Below are 19,899 nucleotides of genomic sequence, written 5' to 3'. Positions count from 1 at the left end.
TATCTGCATCATCCTATCTGTATCAAAATAGGGACTTAAGTCCCTGTGATTCGAGTATCCGCATTCATAAGTCACATCCCATGAAACTTCTTAAATTTGCGATTGGTTTATGCCTTGGGCTATTGCTGATTGTTCTGCCCATTAGTCAGTTTCAGCCGTCCGCCCTGGATAGCCTACAAACCATGACTGTGCAGCAGGGTGGACGCAAAAAGCCACTGGATACCGTTGCGCAGGAGACCGTTGCTAAGATTCATGGGGCAACGACCTATAAACACGATGGCGTTCAGGAAAGTGCCATGGAAACTTTTATGTCTCTTTGGCTTAACAATCGCAACTGGAACGAAGAGCCGTTTGTGTTGGTCAGCTATCGTCCCTTAAAGGAGCTAGCGGGGCTGGATGTGGAGCAGAAGCATTTCTCTTTTGAGACGCTGATGCGCAACCAACCGTTGGGAGATGTGGTTAGAGCGGCCCATCGTAAGCAGATTGATGAAGAGGATTTGACTCGCGACGAACGGGAAGCCCTGACCATCGAGGACCGGTTGCAACTAATGCTGAGCATGGTGAACGATGATGCGATCGCAATCGTCCCTCACCCTAATGATATCAAAGGCAAATGGGTGGGCATCAACGAGGCTCAAACTCTTTACGATGCAGAATCTGTGGCTCCGCTGCTAGCCAACTTCGCCATTATCAAGCAGACAATTTTGTCGGGCACCGATCATCTGCCCATGCTTGCTCCCATGGCCCAGTCTCTCAAAGCTGGACTGGCCGCCCTTAGCCCTGACGTTTATCCCCCAGATGGTGTGATGCGACGGGAGGTATTTTTCAACCACTTCCATCCCTTTGCCAAGGCCTGGCAGCTCTACGGCATCGCTTTTGTCTTAATGCTTGTGGCTCTGTGGGTACAGCCTTTTAATCTGTACTGGACGGCCATTGGTACCTTTGTGGCCGGTGTCGCTGTGCAAAACTTCGGCTTTTGGCTTCGGATGCAAATTGCTGGTCGTCCTCCTGTGACCAATATGTATGAATCAGTGGTATGGGTGGGCTTTGGGATTGCAGCCATCGCTCTCATGTTCGAGCTTTTGCATCGCTCTAAATACTATTTGCTGGCTGCCGCTCCCCTGTCTGTGGTGTGTTTAATTTTGGCCGATAGCCTACCCGCTGTGCTGGACCCCAGCATTTCACCATTGGTACCGGTACTGCGGGATAACTTCTGGCTGAGTATTCATGTGCCCACTATCGCCCTCAGCTATGCCAGCTTTGCCCTGGCCTTAGGGTTAGGGCACGTAGCCCTGGGCAGCTATCTGTTTACCCCCAATGCCAAGTCACGCATTAAATTGTTGTCTCAGCTCAACTATCGGGTGTTGCAAGTGGGGGTGCTACTGCTGACCGCTGGCATTATCCTTGGCGGCATTTGGGCCCACTTCTCCTGGGGGCGTTTCTGGGGCTGGGACCCTAAGGAAACCTGGGCGCTGATTGCATTGCTTTGCTACCTGATACCCCTTCACGGTCGTTTAGTCGGTTGGATTGGCAATTTTGGCATTAGCGTGGCCAGCGTGGTGGCCTTTAATGCCGTGCTGATGGCTTGGTATGGCGTCAACTTTGTTTTGGGGACTGGGCTACACAGCTATGGTTTTGGTACCGGCGGTTCCGAGCTGATGATTGCTGGAGTCGTCGGTTTAGATTTACTGTTTGTGCTAATTACTGCCATTCGTCATCAAGGTTGGCTGAGTGGCATGCAGACAGCCGAGACCCGTACCTAACCAACGGTATTGCAAAGGTATCCATAGGTGCAGGGTCAGGCTTTAAAAACCAAAAGAGAGAGGACTTTATATGAAACGTCGTGAGTTTGGCAACCTGTTTGGGTTGGGGCTGTTGGCTACATCTTTGCCGATTGCGATCGCAGCCTGCAATCCCACAGAAACTACCTCTACAGAAACCGCCGATGCACCTGATGCCACCACAAAGGCACCGGCAGCCATTGATGAAACGCCTAGAGAAGATGGGTTTGCCGCCCTCGGTAAAGTGGCCGATTTAGATGCCAATGGCTATTTAGGCAAGAAAAGCTTTATTGCTGGTCCCGTAATTGTTATTCGTGACCCAGCGAATGCCGATAGTCTGATCGCCCTTAACTCCATGTGCACTCACCAGGGCTGTAGCGTCGAGTGGAAAGATGACGCTTTTGCCTGCCCCTGCCATGGCTCAAAGTTCAACACTGACGGCAGCGTGGCCACCGGTCCTGCCACCGACCCCTTAGCCTCCTATGAGGCGATTATCGATGGTGATTTGGTCCTGGTGAAAGCCACCTAAGCTTGGCGCAACACTAGTAAGATAGGCCTGATCGATTTTCTGGTGATGCCTTGAAGACTATTGCGGCCTGGATCAATCAACACGGCCTCCGTTCCACCCCCAAAAATCAGCGTATCTGGTTAGCAGCGAGCCTGATTATTGCCACGATTTATGGCATTTTGTTCTGGCGAGTTGCGTTTGCGGGGCCGTACACCATTCCAGACGACGGTCGGCAGCACCTATTTTGGATGCTACGTTATGTTGATCCTGGCCTATTCCCAGACGATATTATCGCCGACTATTTTCAATCAGTCGCTCCCGGTGGTTACAAGGCCCTCTATTGGCTGGGTGCCAAAGTAGGACTGCATCCATTTTTATTGAGTAAACTACTGCCTCCCGTTTTGGGTGTCATCGGCACAGCCTATGCCTTTTACCTGGCCATGGCCATTATCCCTGTGCCGCTAGTCGCGTTTACCAGCACGATTATTCTCAATCAATCCCTGTGGATGTGGGATGAACTAGCCTCCGCCACCCCTAAAGCCTTCAACATTTTGTTGATTTTGGCCTTTTTACTGTATGTAGTGCGGCGACAACTTATCCCCTGTGCCATAGTGCTCGGTCTCCAGGGATTGTTTTACCCCCAGACTGTGTTTGTCTCATTGACGCTGTTAGGGCTACAGGTGATCTGGCCGCCACGAAAACCAGATGCTTGGAAGTTTTTGGCTGTAGGTCTGGCAGTGGCTAGTCTTGTATTGTTACCCTACGCCATGGGCACCTCACCCTATGGCCCTGTGGTCACCCTAGAACAAGCCAGGGGCATGGCGGAGTTTCAACCCGGTAGTCGTAACGCCTTTTTCTATAACAACCCGCTGAGATACTGGTTATTTGCCGCCCGCAGCGGTCTGCTACCGCCCGTTGTTCCTGTCACCATTTGCGCTGCATTATTGTTGCCCCTGTTCTATCGACTGCGGCTGCCCCTGCTAAAAACAATCACCCGCAACGGTGCCATCCTTCATCAGCTATGGCTTGCCTCAGTCATCATGTTTTTCGCCTCCCACGCCCTCTTATTTCGTCTGCACTTACCTAGCCGCTACAGCCGCCACAGCATTAAAATCATTTTCTCTCTAGCCGCCGCCATAGTATTAGTGACGCTATTAGACGCAGCTCTCCGACGTTTGCATCAGTCTCATTTATGGCGGCAGGGAGTCGCTCTCAGCTTGGTAATTGGCTTTACTGTAATTACCGTAGGTTATCCGGGTTTACTCAACAGTTTTCTCAATGTGGTGTATGTGAACTCGAATCGCACCGCACTCTATGGGTATTTACAACAACAGCCCCGCGATATTCGGATCGCTTCTTTAGCGAAGGAAGCTGAGAATATTCCAGCCTTTACAGGTCGTTCAGTGCTTGTCAGTCCAGGGCATAGTTTGGCCTACCACCAAGGCTATTACAGCCAAATTCGATCTCGTATTTTAGACTTGATGGCTGCCCAATATAGCCCAGACCTATCCAAACTCCACTCAGTTATTACTGACTACGGTATTGATTTTTGGCTGATCGATGAGAACTCGTTTAATGCCGATAATATGCCACGCCAGTGGCTACGACAGTTTGACGCAGAGCTATCATCAGCCATAGAACAGCTACAGCAACAACCCTCTGCCTTACAGCAACTCACACCTGCCTGTACCGTAGTCAGTGATCAAGGTAAAACGCTGCTTTCAGCAGATTGTATACTTCAAATTCAGGGGTGACCGCTCATGTAATCGTCTTCATTTACAAAAGATCGCCGTAATGCAAAATGCACAATCAAGCACTTAAAACTGACATTACTCATCTTCACATCCTTCAGTAAACACGTCTCCACTGGGCATTGTTGCACCACACAGTCTTGCCTCAGCGAGAATATCTTCAGCAACAGTAGCCCCCGTCAGATCAGCACCTCGCAGAGCAACATCATTGAGATTTGCGTCAGTTAAGTTTGCACCCACTAGTTGGGCATCAGCTAAAACGGCATCATCAAAGTCAGCCATGGAAAGGGTACTGTTAGTGAGATCAGCACCTCGTAAATTGGCATAGAGGCGAAATCGCTGAAGTCCTAAAAAGGGAATAAATCCTGTGGAGGTGAATTCTGTTAGATCGGCGTTACTCAGGTCCACGTTGATCAGGTTAGCCCCTGCCAAATGGGCACCACCCAGCTCAGCATTCGGCATCTTGGCATCCTGTAAATTCGCTAAGGGCAAACTGGCGGCATGTAAATCAACAGCATCCATGGTGGCGGCTGATAAATTTGCTAAGCCTAGCTTTGCCCGACTAAAGTCTGTTTCCGTCAGGTTGGCTCCACTCAAATCGGCACCCACCAGATAGGCTTCTGAAAAATCAGCGCCTGATAGATTCGCACCAGCAAGCACAGCCCCTTCCAAATTAGCCTTATCCAGATCTAATTCACTCAAATCGACCCCGCTAAGATCACAACGAATGCAGGCATTGGTCTCCATTAGCTGTTGCCGTGCATCTTCAACAGATATGTTGGGTGTGGTTAGTGTCGTTGTTATAGCGCCAATATCTCCACGGCCTAGCTGCTCTAACAAGTAAGCACCAAACTCTTCGGTCGACGTCACACGCAAAATATTGCTGCGGTGTCCATCGGTCTCTGGAGACTCAATAAAGCCAATGGCAACTTCAGCAAAATCTTCTTTGCCACGCCCTTCTCGTTCATCGCTATCCCCTGGCACATAGTCGCGCTCAAAGCCACCATATTCAGCCTCGTTGCGTTGAATATAGAGTTGGCCACCTACGAAAAATGCAGTGGCATCGATTTCTCTATCCCAAATACGTAAGGCTGTGGAAAAAATCTGATCAAAGGGGATGCGAATCTCTCGACTCCCTTTTTGGTTATCCAGAGGTTCAATGGGATCACCCTCTTCTGCATACACGACGAGGATATTGTCTTCAATCAATAGTCGACAATCACCAGAAGCATCAACCTGAGATAAATCTAAACCACAGTTCACCTGGGTGCCATCTCGATCATTCAGGGGTATCGGTGCTTCAAACCCCTCACAGCGGGAATTAAAAGGAAAACTGCTGCAAAGCCTGTACAGTTCGTCTAAGCTGAGTTCTTCGGTCTGTGCCCTACTTGTTGCACTCAGACCCAGAAGCAAAGCAAAAGGAACAATAATCCCTAGGCGTGGCATCAACTGCACAAGCCCCATGGTAAATACCTCAACTATATTCGGTGAATAATCGAATATAGTTGATACTACCGATTGAATGCCAATTTCTATGAATATAGATTAATTAGCCAGATTAATTAGCCCGTGATTGTCCCTGTGAGAGGAGAACTAGCACTGGCATAGGCTTTCACTGGAATACGACCGGCTAAATAGGCGAAGCGTCCTGCCTCAGTCGCCAATCCCATGGCTCGACCCATCTTCACAGGGTCTTGAGCTTTTGCGATCGCAGTATTAATCAACAACGCATCCGCCCCCATCTCCATGGATTCGGCAGCTTCACTGGGGCTACCAATTCCTGCGTCTACCACCACCGGTATGGTAGCTTGCTCAACAATAATGCCAATGTTAGCCGCGTTGCGCACCCCCTGACCTGACCCAATGGGAGAGCCCAGCGGCATCACTGTTGCACACCCAGCTTCCTCAAGATGCTTGGCCAAAATCGGATCGGCATTGATATAGGGCAGTACAGCAAACCCTTCTTTTACAAGTTGTTCCGCCGCCTGTAGTGTGCCAATGGGATCAGGCAACAAATATTTTGAATCTGGAATCACCTCTAATTTCACAAAGTTGTTGTCTTCCTGCCCCAACAGCTTTGCCATCTCTCTGCCTAAACGAGCCACCCGAATCGCCTCATCGGCACTGGTACATCCAGCCGTATTGGGCAACATCCAAACCTTCTGCCAGTCAATTGCTTGAGCCAGACCTTCATGGCCAGGAGCATTGGTCTGCACCCGACGTACAGCCACCGTCACAATTTGGCTACCGCTAGCGGCCAGACTAGCCCGCATCGTATCAAAATTGTCAAATTTACCCGTACCCGTCATCAACCGTGACGAGAAAGACCGTCCGGCAATAACAAGAGCATCATCATCAGTCGTAATCGGAGGAGCAGAAAGAGTTTGCATTTTTGTAGGAATCGAAAAAAACGTAGGTTGGGTTGAACGGGTGCAACCCAACGACTCGGAATCAGGGGCGGCAGTAGAATTTTGTGAATCGGTAGGATGGCCGCCGCCCACCATCCCCGCAGCATCGGCAACACCCTGCTTCGCTGCCCCCATAAACCGTTCCCAATGGAACGTTGCCAACAGCGGATCAGGCTGACCTTGAATCGATTCAACAATCAGCTTGGCAGTAATTGGCGTCAGCAGCACACCATTCCGGTGATGCCCCGTTGCCAAGGTCAGATTATGGCATTGACTAGGTCCCAAAATAGGTGCTTCGTCAGGTGTTGTAGGGCGATATCCCCACCAACAGTCTTGTAAGGGACAATCAGCCAATGACGGATATAACCGTACCGCCTCGTTGAGCAACTGTGCCACACCAGCAGGCGTATTATGGGGGGTAAATCCAACATCCTCATTGGTTGCCCCCAGCACAATCCGTCCATCTTTGCGCGGCACTATGTAGATATGCTCCCCATACAAAACCCGATTGAGGCGATGGGGAAAATTGGGCGGTGTGCCTAGAGCGGCCATTTGTCCCTTACGGGGGATTATGGGAATGGGCAATAGCTCACTGGACCAAGCACCAGCCGCCAAAACGTAATGCCCCGCCTGCTGCTGACCATTGGATGTCAGTACCTCAGTGACCTGCTGATTATGTTGCAAAAACGCCTCAGCACTCACCCCTTCTTGGATGTCCACTCCCAGTTCTTGGGCTCCAATGCGCAGGGCCTGAAGCAGGGCGCGAGTATCGACCTGCCCCTCTTCGGGGTACCAGTAACCCCCCTGAACATTGGGGTTAAGGTGGGGCTGATAGCTATGAATAGCGGTCTGGCTGAGTAAACCTGGTGAAGCATGCTCTAAAGAGAACACAGGGGTGAGAATCCCACAGGGCCAAAAGCCGGTATCTTGACCCGTCAGTTCCTCTAACTTACGACTCCAGCTGGCATAGAGGGCAAGACTTCGCTGGCTCAGATCCAACAGAGCCCCTGTTAAGCCTTCAGCACTCGGAGCTAACATGCCTGCAGCCGCGTGTCCCGCAGCCGCATTAAAATCACGACTGAGTACGGTAACGGTAGCCCCTTGCTGGCGAAGTTCGGTTGCGATCGCAAGCCCAACAATCCCGCCACCAATCACCAGCACATCTGCCTGACCCATAGGTTTTTATCAACCACCTCTTCAATAAACAATGTTTGCAAGAATAAACAATGCTTGCAAGCAATAGCCGCCCAGCAAGTCTTAACGACGGTGCCAATTTTAGGAAGACATTGTCTGTAATATCTAGGCGCAGAACAGACCTTAACAGATTGTCCTGTCTCGAAGATGAGTTACATCCTGAAACACAACAAGTGCATCAGTTTACCCTACCAAAGCGCCCTAACAGGCGGCTGATTTTGGTTCTGATTGGTGGGTTGCGGCTGCGCTTGTCCCTGATTTGCAGGGGGCGTTTGCGGTGTAGTTTGAGCCGTCTCTCCAGCCGTGGGGTTGGGCTCAACAACAACGCCATCGGTATCATCCCCAGCATTGTTGGTTTGAGCATTGATACCAAAGGCCGGAGCACTTTGCACATCGACAACTTGACGTTGAGGAATCTCCCCTGCCTTTTCTAACGGTGTTCGACTACTAATAATTCCAATGGAATTACCATTCGCATCATCTCCATTCAGTGCTACTACGGTGCCACTGGTGGCATCGTCAGCCGCCTCAAAATTAGTTTGGGAAGACGGGTCATCATCGGTTTGGTCCACCCAAGATGCTACTTGGTTAGACGCACTGGTGCCATAGATGGCCATCAGTGAAATCGCCGCCAGAATACCACCCAAGATAAACTTATTCATACGCCTATCCCCTCCTTACTACCACCGCCTTTTATCATTACCCAGTTCTTGAAAAATGGAGCCACTATTTGCAGGAATTCAGACATTAACTCTAACAACTTTGGGTCTAAACTTTAACGCCTCACCACACTAACGTTTGTCCCTGTCCCCAAAACTGATCGTATTTAGTCACTGTAATATCCCCCAGTACAGTGGTTTGGCAGGCTAAGCGCAGGGGACGCTCAGGGGTATGGGGCGGTAGTGACCGTCGACCCCGATCCTTCCAATTTGCCGCTGATACCTCACCCTCGATCATCACAGCACAGGTTCCACAGCTACCGATACCACGGCAGTTAATCAAATTAGCGCTGCCATTGTATAGAGCAATGTCGTTATCTAAAAGCACACGTCTGAGATTGGCACCCGTTTCACATTCAAAGGTTTGTCCTTGAGCAGTCACGTTTGGCATGGGAATCATTGTGTTAAGCATTTCAAACTACATTCCAGTTTCTTATGTGGCAAATTCAAGTCTGTGTAGATAGTTTGATAAATAACAGTTTAGATGTGTAAAACACTTAGGCGTTTTGATTTAGAAACATTGCAAATATCACTAAATATTTATCAGTGAATTAAGCCATAACCTGAAGTTTTCGCAGCTTTTCCATGGCCTTCATAAAAGTAGTGAGATGATATGACTTAAACGACTCAAAAAATAGCCTGTCACAAAGAGTATAAAATGCTGCCAAACACTTGTGGTTAAGAGGATTGATCCTCATCCGTTCATTTCCCATTTTGGGTTGTGAATATCTTCATCAAAGGTCTAAACTCGGTACACAGGGTCTTTAAATTGCCACGTATCTAAAAAATAAAAATCAAATAAAGTTCAGAATTCGACACTCAGCAAATATCACAGGAAGCATCCTCTACATCTACTATTTCTAGGCTTCATTCACTACATTGTGTTCTCTGTTGCTATGTCTCAAAACACTCAGCTTTGGATTTACGACACTACTCTGCGGGATGGTGCGCAGCGCGAGGGGTTGTCCCTTTCGGTTGAAGATAAATTGAATATTGCTCGCCGCTTAGACGATCTGGGGATTCCCTTTATCGAGGGGGGATGGCCAGGAGCGAATCCGAAAGATGGGCAGTTTTTTTCTCAGCTCCAGCAGCACCCATTGCGTCAGGCTGAAGTCGTTGCTTTTTGCTCGACTCGCCGCCCCCATATGCCAGTGACAGAGGATGTCACCTTAGCAGCAGCTTTAGCAGCAAGAACTAACTGGTTAACCCTGTTTGGTAAGTCTTGGGATCTCCACGTTACCGAGGGGTTAAAGACGGAGTTGAATGAAAATCTATCCATGATCTACGACTCCATTGCCTATTTAAGACGGCAAGGACGACGGGTCATCTACGATGCTGAGCACTGGTTTGATGGTTATGTAAGCAATCCTACATATGCAGTCCAAACCTTGGAAGCTGCGCTTCGGGCTGGTGCGGAGTGGTTGGTGCTATGCGACACCAACGGCGGCATGTTACCCCATCAGATCACGGAGATTGTACGCACAGTTGGTCAGTGGTTGGCCACGTTGAATTTGAAAAATCCTCCTCAGTTAGGTATCCATACCCATAACGATGGCGATCTGGCCGTTGCTAACTCTCTGACAGCTGCCCTAGAAGGGGTCACCATGGTTCAAGGCACCATCAACGGCTATGGCGAACGATGCGGTAATGCCAATCTATGTTCATTAATTCCCAATCTTCAGCTGAAGCTTGGCTACAACTGTCTACCGGCAGAAAAGTTGGCGACTCTGGCGGAAACCAGCCGATATGTGAGTGAAATAGTCAATTTAGCGCCAAATGAGCATGCTCCTTATGTGGGGCTGTCAGCTTTTGCTCACAAAGGCGGTATTCATGTCAGCGCTGTAGAACGAAATCCCAAAACCTACGAGCATATTGAACCGACTGCTGTGGGTAATCTGCGCCGCATTGTAATTTCTGATCAGGCAGGGTTAAGCAATGTCATGGCTAAAGCCCGCAGCTTTGGTCTCAAACTAGATCGCACCAGTCCCACCTCGCGGCAGCTACTGCATCGGCTAAAGTCCTTAGAAGACGAGGGCTATCAGTTTGAAGCTGCGGAGGCTAGTTTTGAATTATTGATGCGAGAGGCCTTGGGGCAACGGCCCAAAATGTTTGATGTGTATGGATTTCAGGTGCATTGCGAGCGGATGCCCTACGCTGGCAGCGGCGTGAATTGTTCCCCTGAGGACCCAGCGGGCAGCTCTTCTTTGGCCACCGTCAAGGTGTCTGTGGATGGCAAAATCTTACTCCACGCAGCTGAAGGAAATGGCCCTGTAGAGGCTCTAGACCATGCTCTCCGCAAGGCATTAGAACGCTTTTATCCAGAGTTAGAGAGATTTTACTTGACCGACTACAAGGTGCGCATTCTAGACAGTGCTTCAGGTACTGCTGCGAAGACCCGCGTGCTGGTGGAATTTGGGGATGGCGAACATCGTTGGACCACCGTAGGACTTTCTCCCAACATTTTGGAGGCGTCCTATAAGGCGGTCGTTGAAGGTTTGGAATATGGCTTGCTCAAGTTGAGATCGGAAGTAAAGGCTAAGCTGGTAGCGTGTCAATCTTGACCCTACTCACCTTTTACCCCGTTCTCTCCCATGCACAATTGGACCTGGCAGACCTGGCAAGGTCAGCCCTATTTAACCTGCGATCTGATTGCCCAACCCCATGGCTTCTTCACTTCGGCATTTGCGCCCCAACTCCCTGAAGTTCTCACGTCAGCGTTGAGCAAGAATGCCGAGGTACTCAGAACAAAACAAGTCCATGGCAATGTCGTCCTTGCTCCAGAGGCCGTCAGAACCGGGACTAAGACCCTCGTAGCCAGTGGTAGCAGTCAGGTCTCAGATGAGGACATTGAGCGTCCCCATGCAGATGGTTGCTTTAGTAGTAAAGCGGGTCAAGCCACGTGGGTTTGCACGGCAGACTGTACGCCTGCACTGATTGCGGACGAACGTACTGGGCAAGTGGCCGCTGCCCATGCGGGCTGGCGTGGTACTGCGCAGAAAATTGTCCCCACCGCCATTGCGAAGCTGCAGGCTCAAGGCTCGCAACTCCAGGATTTGCGTGTTTTGCTGGGACCTGCGATCGCAGGTGAAGTCTACCAGGTGGGAGAAGATGTTGCCACCCAAATGGGCCTCAGCGTCGTCGATGGGGAACAATTTGCCAATCCAGCAGACATCGTTGCCCATCTATTAACGGTAGATAGTCCACCCCTATTACCCGATAACAAGCCCGGTCATGTGCGTCTAGATGTTCGTCGTATCAACGAAATGCAGCTAGAACAGATGGGCCTCGCATCGGACCAGGTAGCCACTGCACCCCACTGCACGTTTCAAGAACCCGAGCGTTTTTTCTCCTACCGTCGTACTAAGCTTAAGCAAGTACAGTGGTCAGGCATTATCAGTGTGTAGTAAGCACTGTGGTAATGGCTAGTTCTGCCTGATAGGCAGTCTCCAGGTTAGTGACATAATCAAAGGTATTAGGTGCTAGGGGTTAAATTTTAAGACAGTCTTCTGGCCGCTCGGCTAATTCACCTAAGTCTCTGACGCGAGCTATGCATTAACGTGCATGAAATATTCACTGGAAGAGCCTTAGGCTGCCGCCGCTGTCGTAACCAGCGCTAACTCCACCTGATCCTCAGGCAGTGATTCAATTTCAGCCCGAATATTAGGCCCGAAGAATCTCTCGATTTTTTCATGCTTTTCCTGCCAAGTTTCTAAGGCCATGTAGGGTGAATCAAACTCCAGCACTAGGGCATATGCACCATCCCGCAGCTCTTCACGCAAACCACTAAGAATAGGGCGTTGCTTATCGTTAGGGCTCAATCCTAATCGCTCTAAAGCAATATCTAGGTGAGCTTCCTGTCCGTAACGATAGCGAGTGACATCCTTACGAACCTGATTTTGCGTTTGGGTTGCCGTTTTATCCCGCAGTGTAACAACGGTATCGCTAGCTGGTTGAGTATAAGGTACCGGCTCTAACTCAGCAGCCCGCAACGCTGCTCCCCCCAAGAGCAGTGGAATTCCATAGAAAAATCCCGCCAAATTTAAGGTGGCCATATCTTTGAAGTAGGCTACAAAGCCCACCAGGGTCAGGATAGAGCCAATTGATAGTAGAACACCACCGAGGGGAACTTTGCGTAGCATATGTAGGATTTAAATTCAAAAATGAACGTCAGTGGTGAATGATGATGTTTGCTTCGTGCAATTAGACACAGGTTTGTGATAGCAAACCTAGTCTTGCCTAATCCCAAACTTGTCTGATCCCATAGTAAAGGGATTTGCCTTTAAACCCTGCTCAAAAATTAGATCCGACCTGCACGGAATCAATACTCAGGGTCTTTGTAAACATGGAAGTTCTAGGATAAATTTCCTGCAAATACAAAACGAACTCACGACTATACCAGTGACTGTCTGTCCGTATACTCATCATCTACGACTGGTCCAGCTCCTGATAGCATTAAGCACCCAAAGTTGCTTATTCTGGAGTTGGTAGACGGTGATATCAGACATAACTATGCCTCTAGAAACGCTTAAAACTCAGATTGAACAAATCAGGGCTAAACGAAATTCCTTGGTGCAGCTACTAGAGCAGCCTAACCTAGGCACACTACGGATCGACGTCAATCAGGCTTTAGAAGAAATGGATGATTTGCTAGAAGAATTTGAGCGTGTTTTCAAAGAAAAATCTCAAGGTTAGGCTGTCATACTTATCTGATGGCAGCCTCTGCCTTAAGCTAATCATTCAATACGCTTTTTAATTTTTTTATTTAATCCACTGGTCACATGGCAACCTATTCTGTTGAAATCAAACATCAAGGGACTGTTCAAACCATCACTGTCGATGAACAGGAAACGATTTTAGCTGCGGCCCAAGCGGCTGGCCTAGATCTTCCCACTTCCTGTGGTGCAGGGGTCTGCACCACATGCGCTGCGTTGATCACTGAGGGGAGCGTATCTCAAGAAGATGGTATGGGGGTCAGCCAAGAACTTCAAGATAAGGGCTATGCCTTATTATGTGTGGCGTATCCCACGTCCAATATCAAGCTAGAAACAGAAAAGGAAGACGCAGTTTACCAATCCCAATTTGGCCAATTTCAAAATTAACCCTATAGCGCTAAAGCAGGTCAACATCGGATATAAAAGTCGGACATAAAAGTCGGTGCTGTCCACCACACACGGGCATGACGGATTTGGACAATAACTCATCAGATTGCAGCACATTCCTGACCACAGAGTTTGTTTTGATGACGGTCGAGCTTCAGACTACGGGTATCGCGCTTCGTAACCATATTGAAAGCCAACTGCGCACCTATGGTGAACCCCTGCGGTGGGCAATCACATCGGTAGAAAAGACAACCGCCCAGATAGAAGCGGTGGTTACAGTGGTGCCCAAGGATCAAGCATGAGCATTGTTCACAATGGCCGCCCCCATACCACTATGATGATTGTTCCTACGGGGGTAGGGGCAGCGATTGGTGGCTATGCAGGGGATGCCTTGCCCGTTGCTCGTGCGATCGCAACCGTCACTGATCGTCTGATTACCCATCCCAATGTGCTCAATGGGGCCCAGCTCTACTGGCCCCTACCCAATGCCTACTATGTTGAAGGCTATGGCCTCGACCAGTTTGCTGCTGGACGCTGGCACCTACAGCCAGTGCATCAAAATACCATTGGCTTGGTGCTAGACCAGGAGATTGAAGACGATCTGCGTTGGCGACATTTGCAAGCAGCCGATGCCGCTCGTGCCACCCTTGGTCTCAAGATCCGTGGATATGTCACTACAGATGCTTCCTTGGGGGTACAGCTAAAACAGGCAGCAGCAGCTACTTGGGGCACATTAGAACGCCCTGATAGCCTGCTGCGTGCGGTCGAGCATTTGCTGCAATCGGGCTGTACCGCCATTGCTGTCATTGCCCGTTTTCCAGATGATATGGATAGCGATGCCCTCACCGACTATCGCCAGGGCCAGGGTGTCGATCCTCTCGCTGGCGCTGAAGCCGTCATTAGTCATCTGGTGGTACGCGAGTTTCAAGTGCCCTGTGCCCATGCCCCAGCCCTTCAGCCGCTGCCGCTTGACCCGAGCATTTCTCCACGGTCTGCCGCTGAAGAAATTGGCTATACTTTTTTACCCTGTGTGCTGGCAGGACTGAGCAAAGCGCCTCAGTTCAGCACCATGGCCACCGCCCGCAGCATTAGCGCCCCCGACGTTGATGTCCTGATTGTTCCAGCCAGTACATTAGGGGGCAGTGCTACTCTGAGCCTCAGTGGCACGGCTACCCAAATTATTGCGGTTAAAGACAATCCCACTACCCTTGCAGTTGATGCTGCCGCTTTAAATCTAAATGTGGTCAATGTGGGGTCTTACTTGGAAGCCGTGGGTGCGATCTCAACCCAGCGAGCGGGTATCGATATCTCGGCATTAAGCCCCCATATTCCTCATCTACAGCCGCTGCTTCAGCCATCGCAGCATTGGCCAAATCCTAAACATAGCGTTGGCCACCTTGGTTAGGACCATGATGCATAATCCCTTACCCTTGCATACGGCCTGATCCATTAGTTTTCCATGAAGTTTATTTCAACATTCCTAAGATAAATAAGAAAACGCGCTATTCTGCTCCCCTGCTTGACTATCCTAGAAGACTAGCTTCGGTCTATTTGCATATCCCTTATGTCTACCTTGAGCGCACAGCCCCGAGACACACTTCAAAAGGCGTGCCATATTCAACAAGATGAAATCCTGGAACTAAACGTCCCTGAGCAAGCTTGGCAGATCCGTTCAGGCACCGTTGCTCTATGTCGGGTGGTTGATGGCATCCTGCACTGCTTTTTTACCGCCCATGAGGGTGAAGTGATTTTTGGTGTGTCGGCTAAAGATAGTGGCATGATTGCGATCGCAATCGAACCTGCTGTTATTACCGCTATACCGTAACGGCCTGCAACACCCCTGCCATTTCATCATCCGTCTTCCAAGCCTGACCATCTAGGGCCATCTGCTCAATCAGACTTGCCAATCGCAACGCTTTCAGTGCTTGCTCACCCCCTACAGAAGGCTTCCCTCCCCCTCGGGCACAGTTCACAAAGTGCTCAAGTTCTGCATGGAGGGGCTCAATATTACTGGTGTAGACCTTTTCAATCAGGCCATCCTGACGATAGAGCACCTGGCCATAGTCTGTCATCGTATTCGCCGTTGTCTGACGGTGAATCAAAATCTCATTGTTGAGAAAGTCAGCCTCAGTTAGGGAATTACGGCAGTGGGCCGCAATGCTACGAATCTTGCGATGAGTGACCTTACTGGCCGTCAAAGTAGCGACAATGCCATTGGCAAACCCTAGGGTGGCTGTCACATAGTCTAAATACGGCGAATCCCCAGCTCGACTACCGCTGGCAGTCAACTTGACCACCGGAGCCTCCGCCAGCTCTAGCAACAGGTCGATGTCATGGATCATCAGGTCGAGCACCACCGAGACATCATTCGCCCGTTGAGAGTAAGGGCTCATGCGCCGGGCCTCAAGGGCTAGTAGTTTTTCGGTCTTGAGGACATTATGTAATTCCTGAAAAGCCGGATTAAAACGCTCAATATGGCCGACTTGTAAAATGCAGTTTGCCTCGGCAGCAGCATTTACTAAAGACTCGGCTTCACTGATATTAGCGGCAATCGGCTTTTCAATTAACATATGCACGCCAGCCTGCAAACAGGCCATTCCCACTTGATGGTGAAACCGGGTGGGTACAGCAATGCAAACGGCATCCACATGCTTCAGCAGCTCATCATAGTCTTCAAAGAAACGCACACCATACTTGCCAGCGGTCGACAAACCACGTTCAACATTTGTATCCGCAATGCCAACCAACTGCACATCTTTAATGCGACTCAGTACACGAGCATGGTGTTGACCCATGTTGCCAACACCAATTACGCCAATGCGGAGCAAGTCCTCGTGACTATCACTTGCAATTTGAGAATCTCGTTGTTGCACGCCAGGGTCCCTCACACCAGAGAGCAATTTGCTCCCAGAATGACTTTACTTTCCTCAAAGTCAACCAGATATTACCACAGCAATCCTTAGTTCTTTGGTTGCATGCTCCACTTATAACGTCAAACCAGTCCTTCTATTGTCAGAATTTTGGCCATAGGAATAGCAATCTGCCATCCCGCTGTGTCAATTTCCTGTCTGTCTGCGAGGGATACGACGGCGTAGTGGCACATTATGACGTGTGATCTGAATCTGCTCTAACTTCGGACCTTTAACCGTTTTCACCGTGAAAACAAGGTCATCACCATAGTTCAACTGCTCCCCTGCTTCAGGGATTTTCTGCAATGAATGGATGACAAACCCTGCCAGAGTTTGATAATCATCGGTGGTGGGCAGTGCCAACGTAAACTGCTTATTGACCGCATCAATTTCCATTTGAGCAGGCACTAAAGCTGAGTGGTCATCTACATAGGTAATGTCTCCCGCTAGCATCACCTCTTCGTCACCAATCAGCTCAGCCGTTACATCTGCCCAAGTCACCAATCCAGCCGTGCCACCATAGTTATCCACCACAATCATCATTGAATGATTTAATCGCTGCATCCGGCTGAGTAAGTCGCTCAGTGGTAAATCTGTTGGCACCACCCGTGCAGCTTTCATCCACGGACGGATCTCGGTTGCATAGGTCAGCTGCCCTTTCGCCAGAGGCTCAGCCATCGCCTTAAAATCAAGAATGCCGCTGATACTATCCAAAGACTCGCCGACCAAAGGAAACTGAGAATATCCTGTCTCTACCACGATATTCAGTAAATCCTGCCAGGTCGCTGTATCGTCTAGGGCCACAACTTGGGTTCGCGGCACCATGATGTCTTCCACTGTAAAATCCCTGGACTCAAAGACATTATTGAGAATATCCCGTTCTTCTTGATCCAGGTCAAGCACCGCTGTTGGCGTCCTGATAATCATTTGCAGCTCATCTGACGTGAGCTGAGTATCCGACTGACGTCGCTCCTGTAATCCCACCAGTTTAAGTAAGCCTTGGGTGGAAAAATTGAGAAGCCATACAACGGGTGAAAACAATCGAGCCACGGTAAGGCTGACAGGCCCTAACAGCCGCGCTGCTTGTTCCGAATAGCTCAAGGCCAATGATTTGGGAATCAATTCCCCCAGAACAATCTGTAAATAGGCCAGACTCCAAAACGCTAACATCAGTGCTAGCCCATGGGAAAAAAACGAGACAGGAATAGGCAGCTGCCGTAACCAGTGATGCAGCAAGACCGCTAGGGTGTCTTCCCCAATCCAGCCTAGGGCTAGGCTAGCCAAGGTAATACCAATTTGGGTCGTAGGCAGCAGGCGGTCAATGCTCTGCTGAAGACTTTGAACGGTTTGTGCCTGGACATCACCAACTGAGGCCAGCTGATTAATCCGAGAGCGCCGCACCGAAACAATAGAAAATTCTGCTGCCACGAAAAAAGCATTCAGAATAATCAGCGCCACGATTGCCAGCAGACGGGCCATGATACCTGTAGCGCCAATGGGTAACCCACCGCCGTCAATCATGAAACCCTGCACAACCATTGACAGCCCCTTGGGGGGGGTGGTTCATCTATTTGTCCCATTTTTCGACTACTCAGCAGTATCCAAGCCACCTTCAATACGAGCCTTGATGTTTTTGAGGATATCCTCCTCCTTCAGCAAGACAAAGTCACTCGTTTGGGTGGTATCTCGGCTACCCGTTGAAGCGCTGGCAGGACGAGTTTCTGGTTGGCGAATACCGGTCAGGGCTTGCCGCCCCAAGGAATATCCCCAAGATGCGCTAACAATGCCTGAACCAAACATAGCGGCAAGCAATATCAAGGTAAACGCGATTGCTGGATTAACTCTCATAAGGTCAGGGGATATTCTGCCAGGCACTGTTAAATTAAAACTTAGCCAAAATAGCAATATGGATTAGCGTACCCTTAGAAAGGGCCGCTTAAATTTAAATATATCAAAAACTGTTACTCATCTATTTTCAGGAGTTGACTATGATATAACAGGCCTAATAGATATACTTTCTATAGCCAGGGTTGGCCGAGCGGATTAGGCAGCGAACTCATAATTCGCCTTAGGCAGGTTCGATTCCTGCACCCTGGATTGTAAAAGCCCCGATGCCTTTAAAGACACCGGGGCTTTTTATTAACGTCTTGGCAACGGCTCAAAGTTTAGCTCAGTGCCGACTACTCGGCTGCCTGCTTGGGAACCAGGCAGCATCTGAAGTGAGGTGTTGTAAGGATTAGCCAGATCAGGTACTCGAATCGCTGGGGTATTGCGGGTTTGAAGAAACATGAGTTCGTTATAGGCTTCATTAAGCCCAGCACTGTTGCGATCTAACTCCAATTCAGGGAAAGCTGCCCGTCCTGGAATCCCAAAGCCAAAAATATGAGCCGCCTGACGACCAATGCTGCGATCGCGTCTATAGCTACCGCTGTGACGAGTGTTAATGTCATCCATTGTTTCAAGCACAGTTGGCTCGGTAAACGTTGCGTTCTGTGCGTTGGCGCGGCTGGCCATGGCTGACAAGGCTGCGATCGCAACCGCAGTACTGAGTACTAATCCCTTAAGTTTCATGATGGGTCCACCTCACAATTTGGGGCATATAGTACCCCGGTTCATAAAAATCGATAAACTAGCTAAGCATTATTCAGCAGTCAATAATGAAGCCACCAAAAGCTAAAGCAGAGTTATCAACAAAAGTTGGCCTCTATCTTATCCGTTTTAATCACTTTTGCAATGCTTCATAGACACATAATGCACAACATTAGTCAACGCTTTTTCAAAAGTACCCATCCCATCCAGTGATCTCTAACACCATGGCTCCTTCGTCCACCGTCTCCACTGATCTCACCACCGTTAAACAGCAGTTGCTTGATTTGATCTGCACAGATGCTTACAAAGAGGGCGATTTCATCCTGTCCTCAGGGCAACAGAGTACCTATTACATCAATGGGAAATTGGTTACCTTGCACCCTCAAGGTGTGCAGATGGTGGGGCAAGTCATGCTTGATTATTTAGATGACAACGTTGTTGGTGTTGGCGGTCTTACCTTGGGTGCTGATCCAATTGTTACCGCAGTCAGCGTTGTTGCAGCCTATACAGGACGTTCTATAACTCCTCTCATTGTGCGCAAAGAAGCCAAAGGCCATGGCACCCAAGCCTACATTGAAGGTCCCGTCCTCCCTGAGAATAGCAATGTTGTCATTTTGGAAGATGTTGTTACCACCGGACAGTCCGCTATGAAGGCTATCGTCCGTCTGAGAGCAGCTGGTTACACCGTCAAACAGGTAATTTCCTTGGTCGATCGACAGCAAGGGGGAGCTGAGCACTATGCTCAGGAAAATATTGACTTTAAAGCAGTTTTCACAATCAGCGAAATCCAAGCACGCTGGAAAGCCCTAAACCTTCAATCTGCTTAGCATCGGTTGTTTAGCAAATTCCGGAACAAAGTAATAAATTTCAAGGGTATTTGAAATTACCCCTAAGGGTACTGGCGATTGCTTTCACGGCTTTTAGATTTGAATCAGATACAT

The 19,899-nt window shown here is 49.4% G+C and carries 20 protein-coding genes and 1 tRNA gene; 12 read left to right on the top strand and 9 right to left on the bottom strand.

Translation table 11 applies throughout. The features are described 5' to 3' along the window. The first annotated feature begins 80 nt into the window (after window positions 1-80). The 3 genes from DXZ20_RS14035 to DXZ20_RS14025 all read left to right on the top strand — a co-directional run bounded on the left by DXZ20_RS14035 (window position 81) and on the right by DXZ20_RS14025 (window position 4,043). Entirely contained in the window at window positions 81-1,763 is a 1,683-nt protein-coding gene (locus DXZ20_RS14035) for a cytochrome c biogenesis protein (RefSeq protein WP_163698780.1), read from the top strand. A gap of 70 nt (window positions 1,764-1,833) precedes the next feature. After that, entirely contained in the window at window positions 1,834-2,310 is a 477-nt protein-coding gene (locus DXZ20_RS14030) for a QcrA and Rieske domain-containing protein (protein ID WP_163698778.1), read from the top strand. Between the two features lie 50 nt (window positions 2,311-2,360). Next, window positions 2,361-4,043, top strand: coding sequence for a hypothetical protein (locus DXZ20_RS14025; RefSeq protein WP_163698776.1), 1,683 nt, complete (start codon window positions 2,361-2,363; stop codon window positions 4,041-4,043). 75 nt (window positions 4,044-4,118) lie between these two features. Here DXZ20_RS14025 and DXZ20_RS14020 read toward each other — a convergent pair whose 3' ends face one another. From DXZ20_RS14020 to DXZ20_RS14005, 4 genes are all read right to left on the bottom strand, one after another. Next, entirely contained in the window at window positions 4,119-5,504 is a 1,386-nt protein-coding gene (locus DXZ20_RS14020) for a pentapeptide repeat-containing protein (protein WP_163663598.1), read from the bottom strand. 98 nt (window positions 5,505-5,602) lie between these two features. After that, window positions 5,603-7,624 carry a glycine oxidase ThiO gene (gene thiO, locus DXZ20_RS38220; protein ID WP_163698774.1) on the bottom strand — a complete coding sequence of 674 codons (2,022 nt, stop codon included), beginning with the start codon at window positions 7,622-7,624 and terminating at the stop codon, window positions 5,603-5,605. Window positions 7,625-7,830: 206 nt separating this feature from the next. After that, window positions 7,831-8,304 carry a hypothetical protein gene (locus tag DXZ20_RS14010; protein WP_163663595.1) on the bottom strand — a complete coding sequence of 158 codons (474 nt, stop codon included), beginning with the start codon at window positions 8,302-8,304 and terminating at the stop codon, window positions 7,831-7,833. Window positions 8,305-8,425: 121 nt separating this feature from the next. Then, on the bottom strand, window positions 8,426-8,752 hold the full coding sequence (locus DXZ20_RS14005) for a 2Fe-2S iron-sulfur cluster-binding protein (RefSeq protein ID WP_163698772.1): 327 nt from the start codon (window positions 8,750-8,752) through the stop codon (window positions 8,426-8,428). Between the two features lie 505 nt (window positions 8,753-9,257). On the opposite strand from DXZ20_RS14005, the gene cimA reads away from it, so the two are divergent. Continuing rightward, the gene (gene cimA / locus DXZ20_RS14000) at window positions 9,258-10,922 is read left to right on the top strand and encodes a citramalate synthase (RefSeq protein ID WP_163663593.1); all 1,665 of its coding nucleotides are present in this window, start codon (window positions 9,258-9,260) and stop codon (window positions 10,920-10,922) included. A 30-nt stretch (window positions 10,923-10,952) separates the two neighbouring features. Further along, the gene (pgeF, locus tag DXZ20_RS13995; RefSeq protein ID WP_163698770.1) at window positions 10,953-11,765 is read left to right on the top strand and encodes a peptidoglycan editing factor PgeF; all 813 of its coding nucleotides are present in this window, start codon (window positions 10,953-10,955) and stop codon (window positions 11,763-11,765) included. Between the two features lie 180 nt (window positions 11,766-11,945). Here pgeF and DXZ20_RS13990 read toward each other — a convergent pair whose 3' ends face one another. Beyond that, entirely contained in the window at window positions 11,946-12,500 is a 555-nt protein-coding gene (locus tag DXZ20_RS13990; RefSeq protein WP_163663589.1) for a DUF2854 domain-containing protein, read from the bottom strand. A gap of 370 nt (window positions 12,501-12,870) precedes the next feature. Here DXZ20_RS13990 and DXZ20_RS13985 point away from each other — a divergent pair, with 370 nt between their 5' ends. The 5 genes from DXZ20_RS13985 (at window position 12,871) to DXZ20_RS13965 (ending at window position 15,285) form a co-directional block, all read left to right on the top strand. Then, window positions 12,871-13,053, top strand: coding sequence for a hypothetical protein (locus DXZ20_RS13985; protein ID WP_006517676.1), 183 nt, complete (start codon window positions 12,871-12,873; stop codon window positions 13,051-13,053). 86 nt (window positions 13,054-13,139) lie between these two features. Next, entirely contained in the window at window positions 13,140-13,460 is a 321-nt protein-coding gene (locus tag DXZ20_RS13980) for a 2Fe-2S iron-sulfur cluster-binding protein (RefSeq protein ID WP_006517677.1), read from the top strand. A gap of 77 nt (window positions 13,461-13,537) precedes the next feature. Then, a complete protein-coding gene (locus DXZ20_RS13975; RefSeq protein ID WP_264315327.1) occupies window positions 13,538-13,762 on the top strand; it encodes a DUF8621 family protein in 225 nt (74 codons plus the stop codon). After that, the gene (locus DXZ20_RS13970; protein WP_163698768.1) at window positions 13,759-14,865 is read left to right on the top strand and encodes a DUF3326 domain-containing protein; all 1,107 of its coding nucleotides are present in this window, start codon (window positions 13,759-13,761) and stop codon (window positions 14,863-14,865) included. Before DXZ20_RS13975 ends, DXZ20_RS13970 begins: the two co-directional genes overlap by 4 nt. 159 nt (window positions 14,866-15,024) lie before the next feature. After that, window positions 15,025-15,285 (top strand): hypothetical protein, encoded by a 261-nt coding sequence (locus DXZ20_RS13965; protein WP_163663585.1) that lies wholly within the window; start codon window positions 15,025-15,027, stop codon window positions 15,283-15,285. Here the strand turns inward: DXZ20_RS13965 and DXZ20_RS13960 are convergent. The 3 genes from DXZ20_RS13960 to DXZ20_RS13950 form a co-directional block, all read right to left on the bottom strand. Continuing rightward, a complete protein-coding gene (locus DXZ20_RS13960; RefSeq protein ID WP_163663583.1) occupies window positions 15,275-16,333 on the bottom strand; it encodes a Gfo/Idh/MocA family oxidoreductase in 1,059 nt (352 codons plus the stop codon). The genes DXZ20_RS13965 and DXZ20_RS13960 overlap by 11 nt on opposite strands. Before the next feature lie 183 nt (window positions 16,334-16,516). Then, window positions 16,517-17,908, bottom strand: coding sequence for a hemolysin family protein (locus DXZ20_RS13955; RefSeq protein WP_163663581.1), 1,392 nt, complete (start codon window positions 17,906-17,908; stop codon window positions 16,517-16,519). A gap of 48 nt (window positions 17,909-17,956) precedes the next feature. Further along, entirely contained in the window at window positions 17,957-18,217 is a 261-nt protein-coding gene (locus DXZ20_RS13950) for a hypothetical protein (protein ID WP_006517683.1), read from the bottom strand. Between the two features lie 176 nt (window positions 18,218-18,393). On the opposite strand from DXZ20_RS13950, the gene DXZ20_RS13945 reads away from it, so the two are divergent. Continuing rightward, window positions 18,394-18,466, top strand: a tRNA-Ile gene (locus DXZ20_RS13945). Between the two features lie 42 nt (window positions 18,467-18,508). Here DXZ20_RS13945 and DXZ20_RS13940 read toward each other — a convergent pair. Further along, on the bottom strand, window positions 18,509-18,940 hold the full coding sequence (locus DXZ20_RS13940; RefSeq protein WP_163663579.1) for a hypothetical protein: 432 nt from the start codon (window positions 18,938-18,940) through the stop codon (window positions 18,509-18,511). 242 nt (window positions 18,941-19,182) lie between these two features. On the opposite strand from DXZ20_RS13940, the gene pyrE reads away from it, so the two are divergent. After that, entirely contained in the window at window positions 19,183-19,785 is a 603-nt protein-coding gene (gene pyrE / locus DXZ20_RS13935; protein WP_163663577.1) for an orotate phosphoribosyltransferase, read from the top strand. The last annotated feature ends 114 nt before the right edge of the window (window positions 19,786-19,899 follow it).

Source organism: Adonisia turfae CCMR0081 (genome assembly GCF_011009555.1).
Taxonomy (GTDB): Bacteria; Cyanobacteriota; Cyanobacteriia; order Phormidesmidales; family Phormidesmidaceae; genus Leptothoe; species Leptothoe turfae.
The sequence above is the reverse complement of the archived record's forward strand: the minus strand, read 5'-3'. Positions and strand labels throughout refer to the sequence as shown.

Bases quoted from the DNA above. Each gene is read 5' to 3' on its own strand.
- DXZ20_RS13970 (WP_163698768.1), top strand. From the start codon at position 13,759: ATGAGCATTGTTCACAATGGCCGCCCCCATACCACTATGATGATTGTT.
- thiO (WP_163698774.1), bottom strand. From the start codon at position 7,624: ATGGGTCAGGCAGATGTGCTGGTGATTGGTGGCGGGATTGTTGGGCTT.
- DXZ20_RS13950 (WP_006517683.1), bottom strand. From the start codon at position 18,217: ATGAGAGTTAATCCAGCAATCGCGTTTACCTTGATATTGCTTGCCGCT.
- DXZ20_RS13955 (WP_163663581.1), bottom strand. From the start codon at position 17,908: ATGGTTGTGCAGGGTTTCATGATTGACGGCGGTGGGTTACCCATTGGC.
- DXZ20_RS13975 (WP_264315327.1), top strand. From the start codon at position 13,538: ATGACGGATTTGGACAATAACTCATCAGATTGCAGCACATTCCTGACC.
- pyrE (WP_163663577.1), top strand. From the start codon at position 19,183: ATGGCTCCTTCGTCCACCGTCTCCACTGATCTCACCACCGTTAAACAG.
- DXZ20_RS14010 (WP_163663595.1), bottom strand. From the start codon at position 8,304: ATGAATAAGTTTATCTTGGGTGGTATTCTGGCGGCGATTTCACTGATG.
- DXZ20_RS13990 (WP_163663589.1), bottom strand. From the start codon at position 12,500: ATGCTACGCAAAGTTCCCCTCGGTGGTGTTCTACTATCAATTGGCTCT.
- DXZ20_RS13940 (WP_163663579.1), bottom strand. From the start codon at position 18,940: ATGAAACTTAAGGGATTAGTACTCAGTACTGCGGTTGCGATCGCAGCC.
- DXZ20_RS13980 (WP_006517677.1), top strand. From the start codon at position 13,140: ATGGCAACCTATTCTGTTGAAATCAAACATCAAGGGACTGTTCAAACC.
- DXZ20_RS13985 (WP_006517676.1), top strand. From the start codon at position 12,871: ATGCCTCTAGAAACGCTTAAAACTCAGATTGAACAAATCAGGGCTAAA.
- DXZ20_RS14005 (WP_163698772.1), bottom strand. From the start codon at position 8,752: ATGCCAAACGTGACTGCTCAAGGACAAACCTTTGAATGTGAAACGGGT.
- cimA (WP_163663593.1), top strand. From the start codon at position 9,258: ATGTCTCAAAACACTCAGCTTTGGATTTACGACACTACTCTGCGGGAT.
- DXZ20_RS14030 (WP_163698778.1), top strand. From the start codon at position 1,834: ATGAAACGTCGTGAGTTTGGCAACCTGTTTGGGTTGGGGCTGTTGGCT.
- DXZ20_RS13965 (WP_163663585.1), top strand. From the start codon at position 15,025: ATGTCTACCTTGAGCGCACAGCCCCGAGACACACTTCAAAAGGCGTGC.
- DXZ20_RS14020 (WP_163663598.1), bottom strand. From the start codon at position 5,504: ATGGGGCTTGTGCAGTTGATGCCACGCCTAGGGATTATTGTTCCTTTT.
- DXZ20_RS14035 (WP_163698780.1), top strand. From the start codon at position 81: ATGAAACTTCTTAAATTTGCGATTGGTTTATGCCTTGGGCTATTGCTG.
- pgeF (WP_163698770.1), top strand. From the start codon at position 10,953: ATGCACAATTGGACCTGGCAGACCTGGCAAGGTCAGCCCTATTTAACC.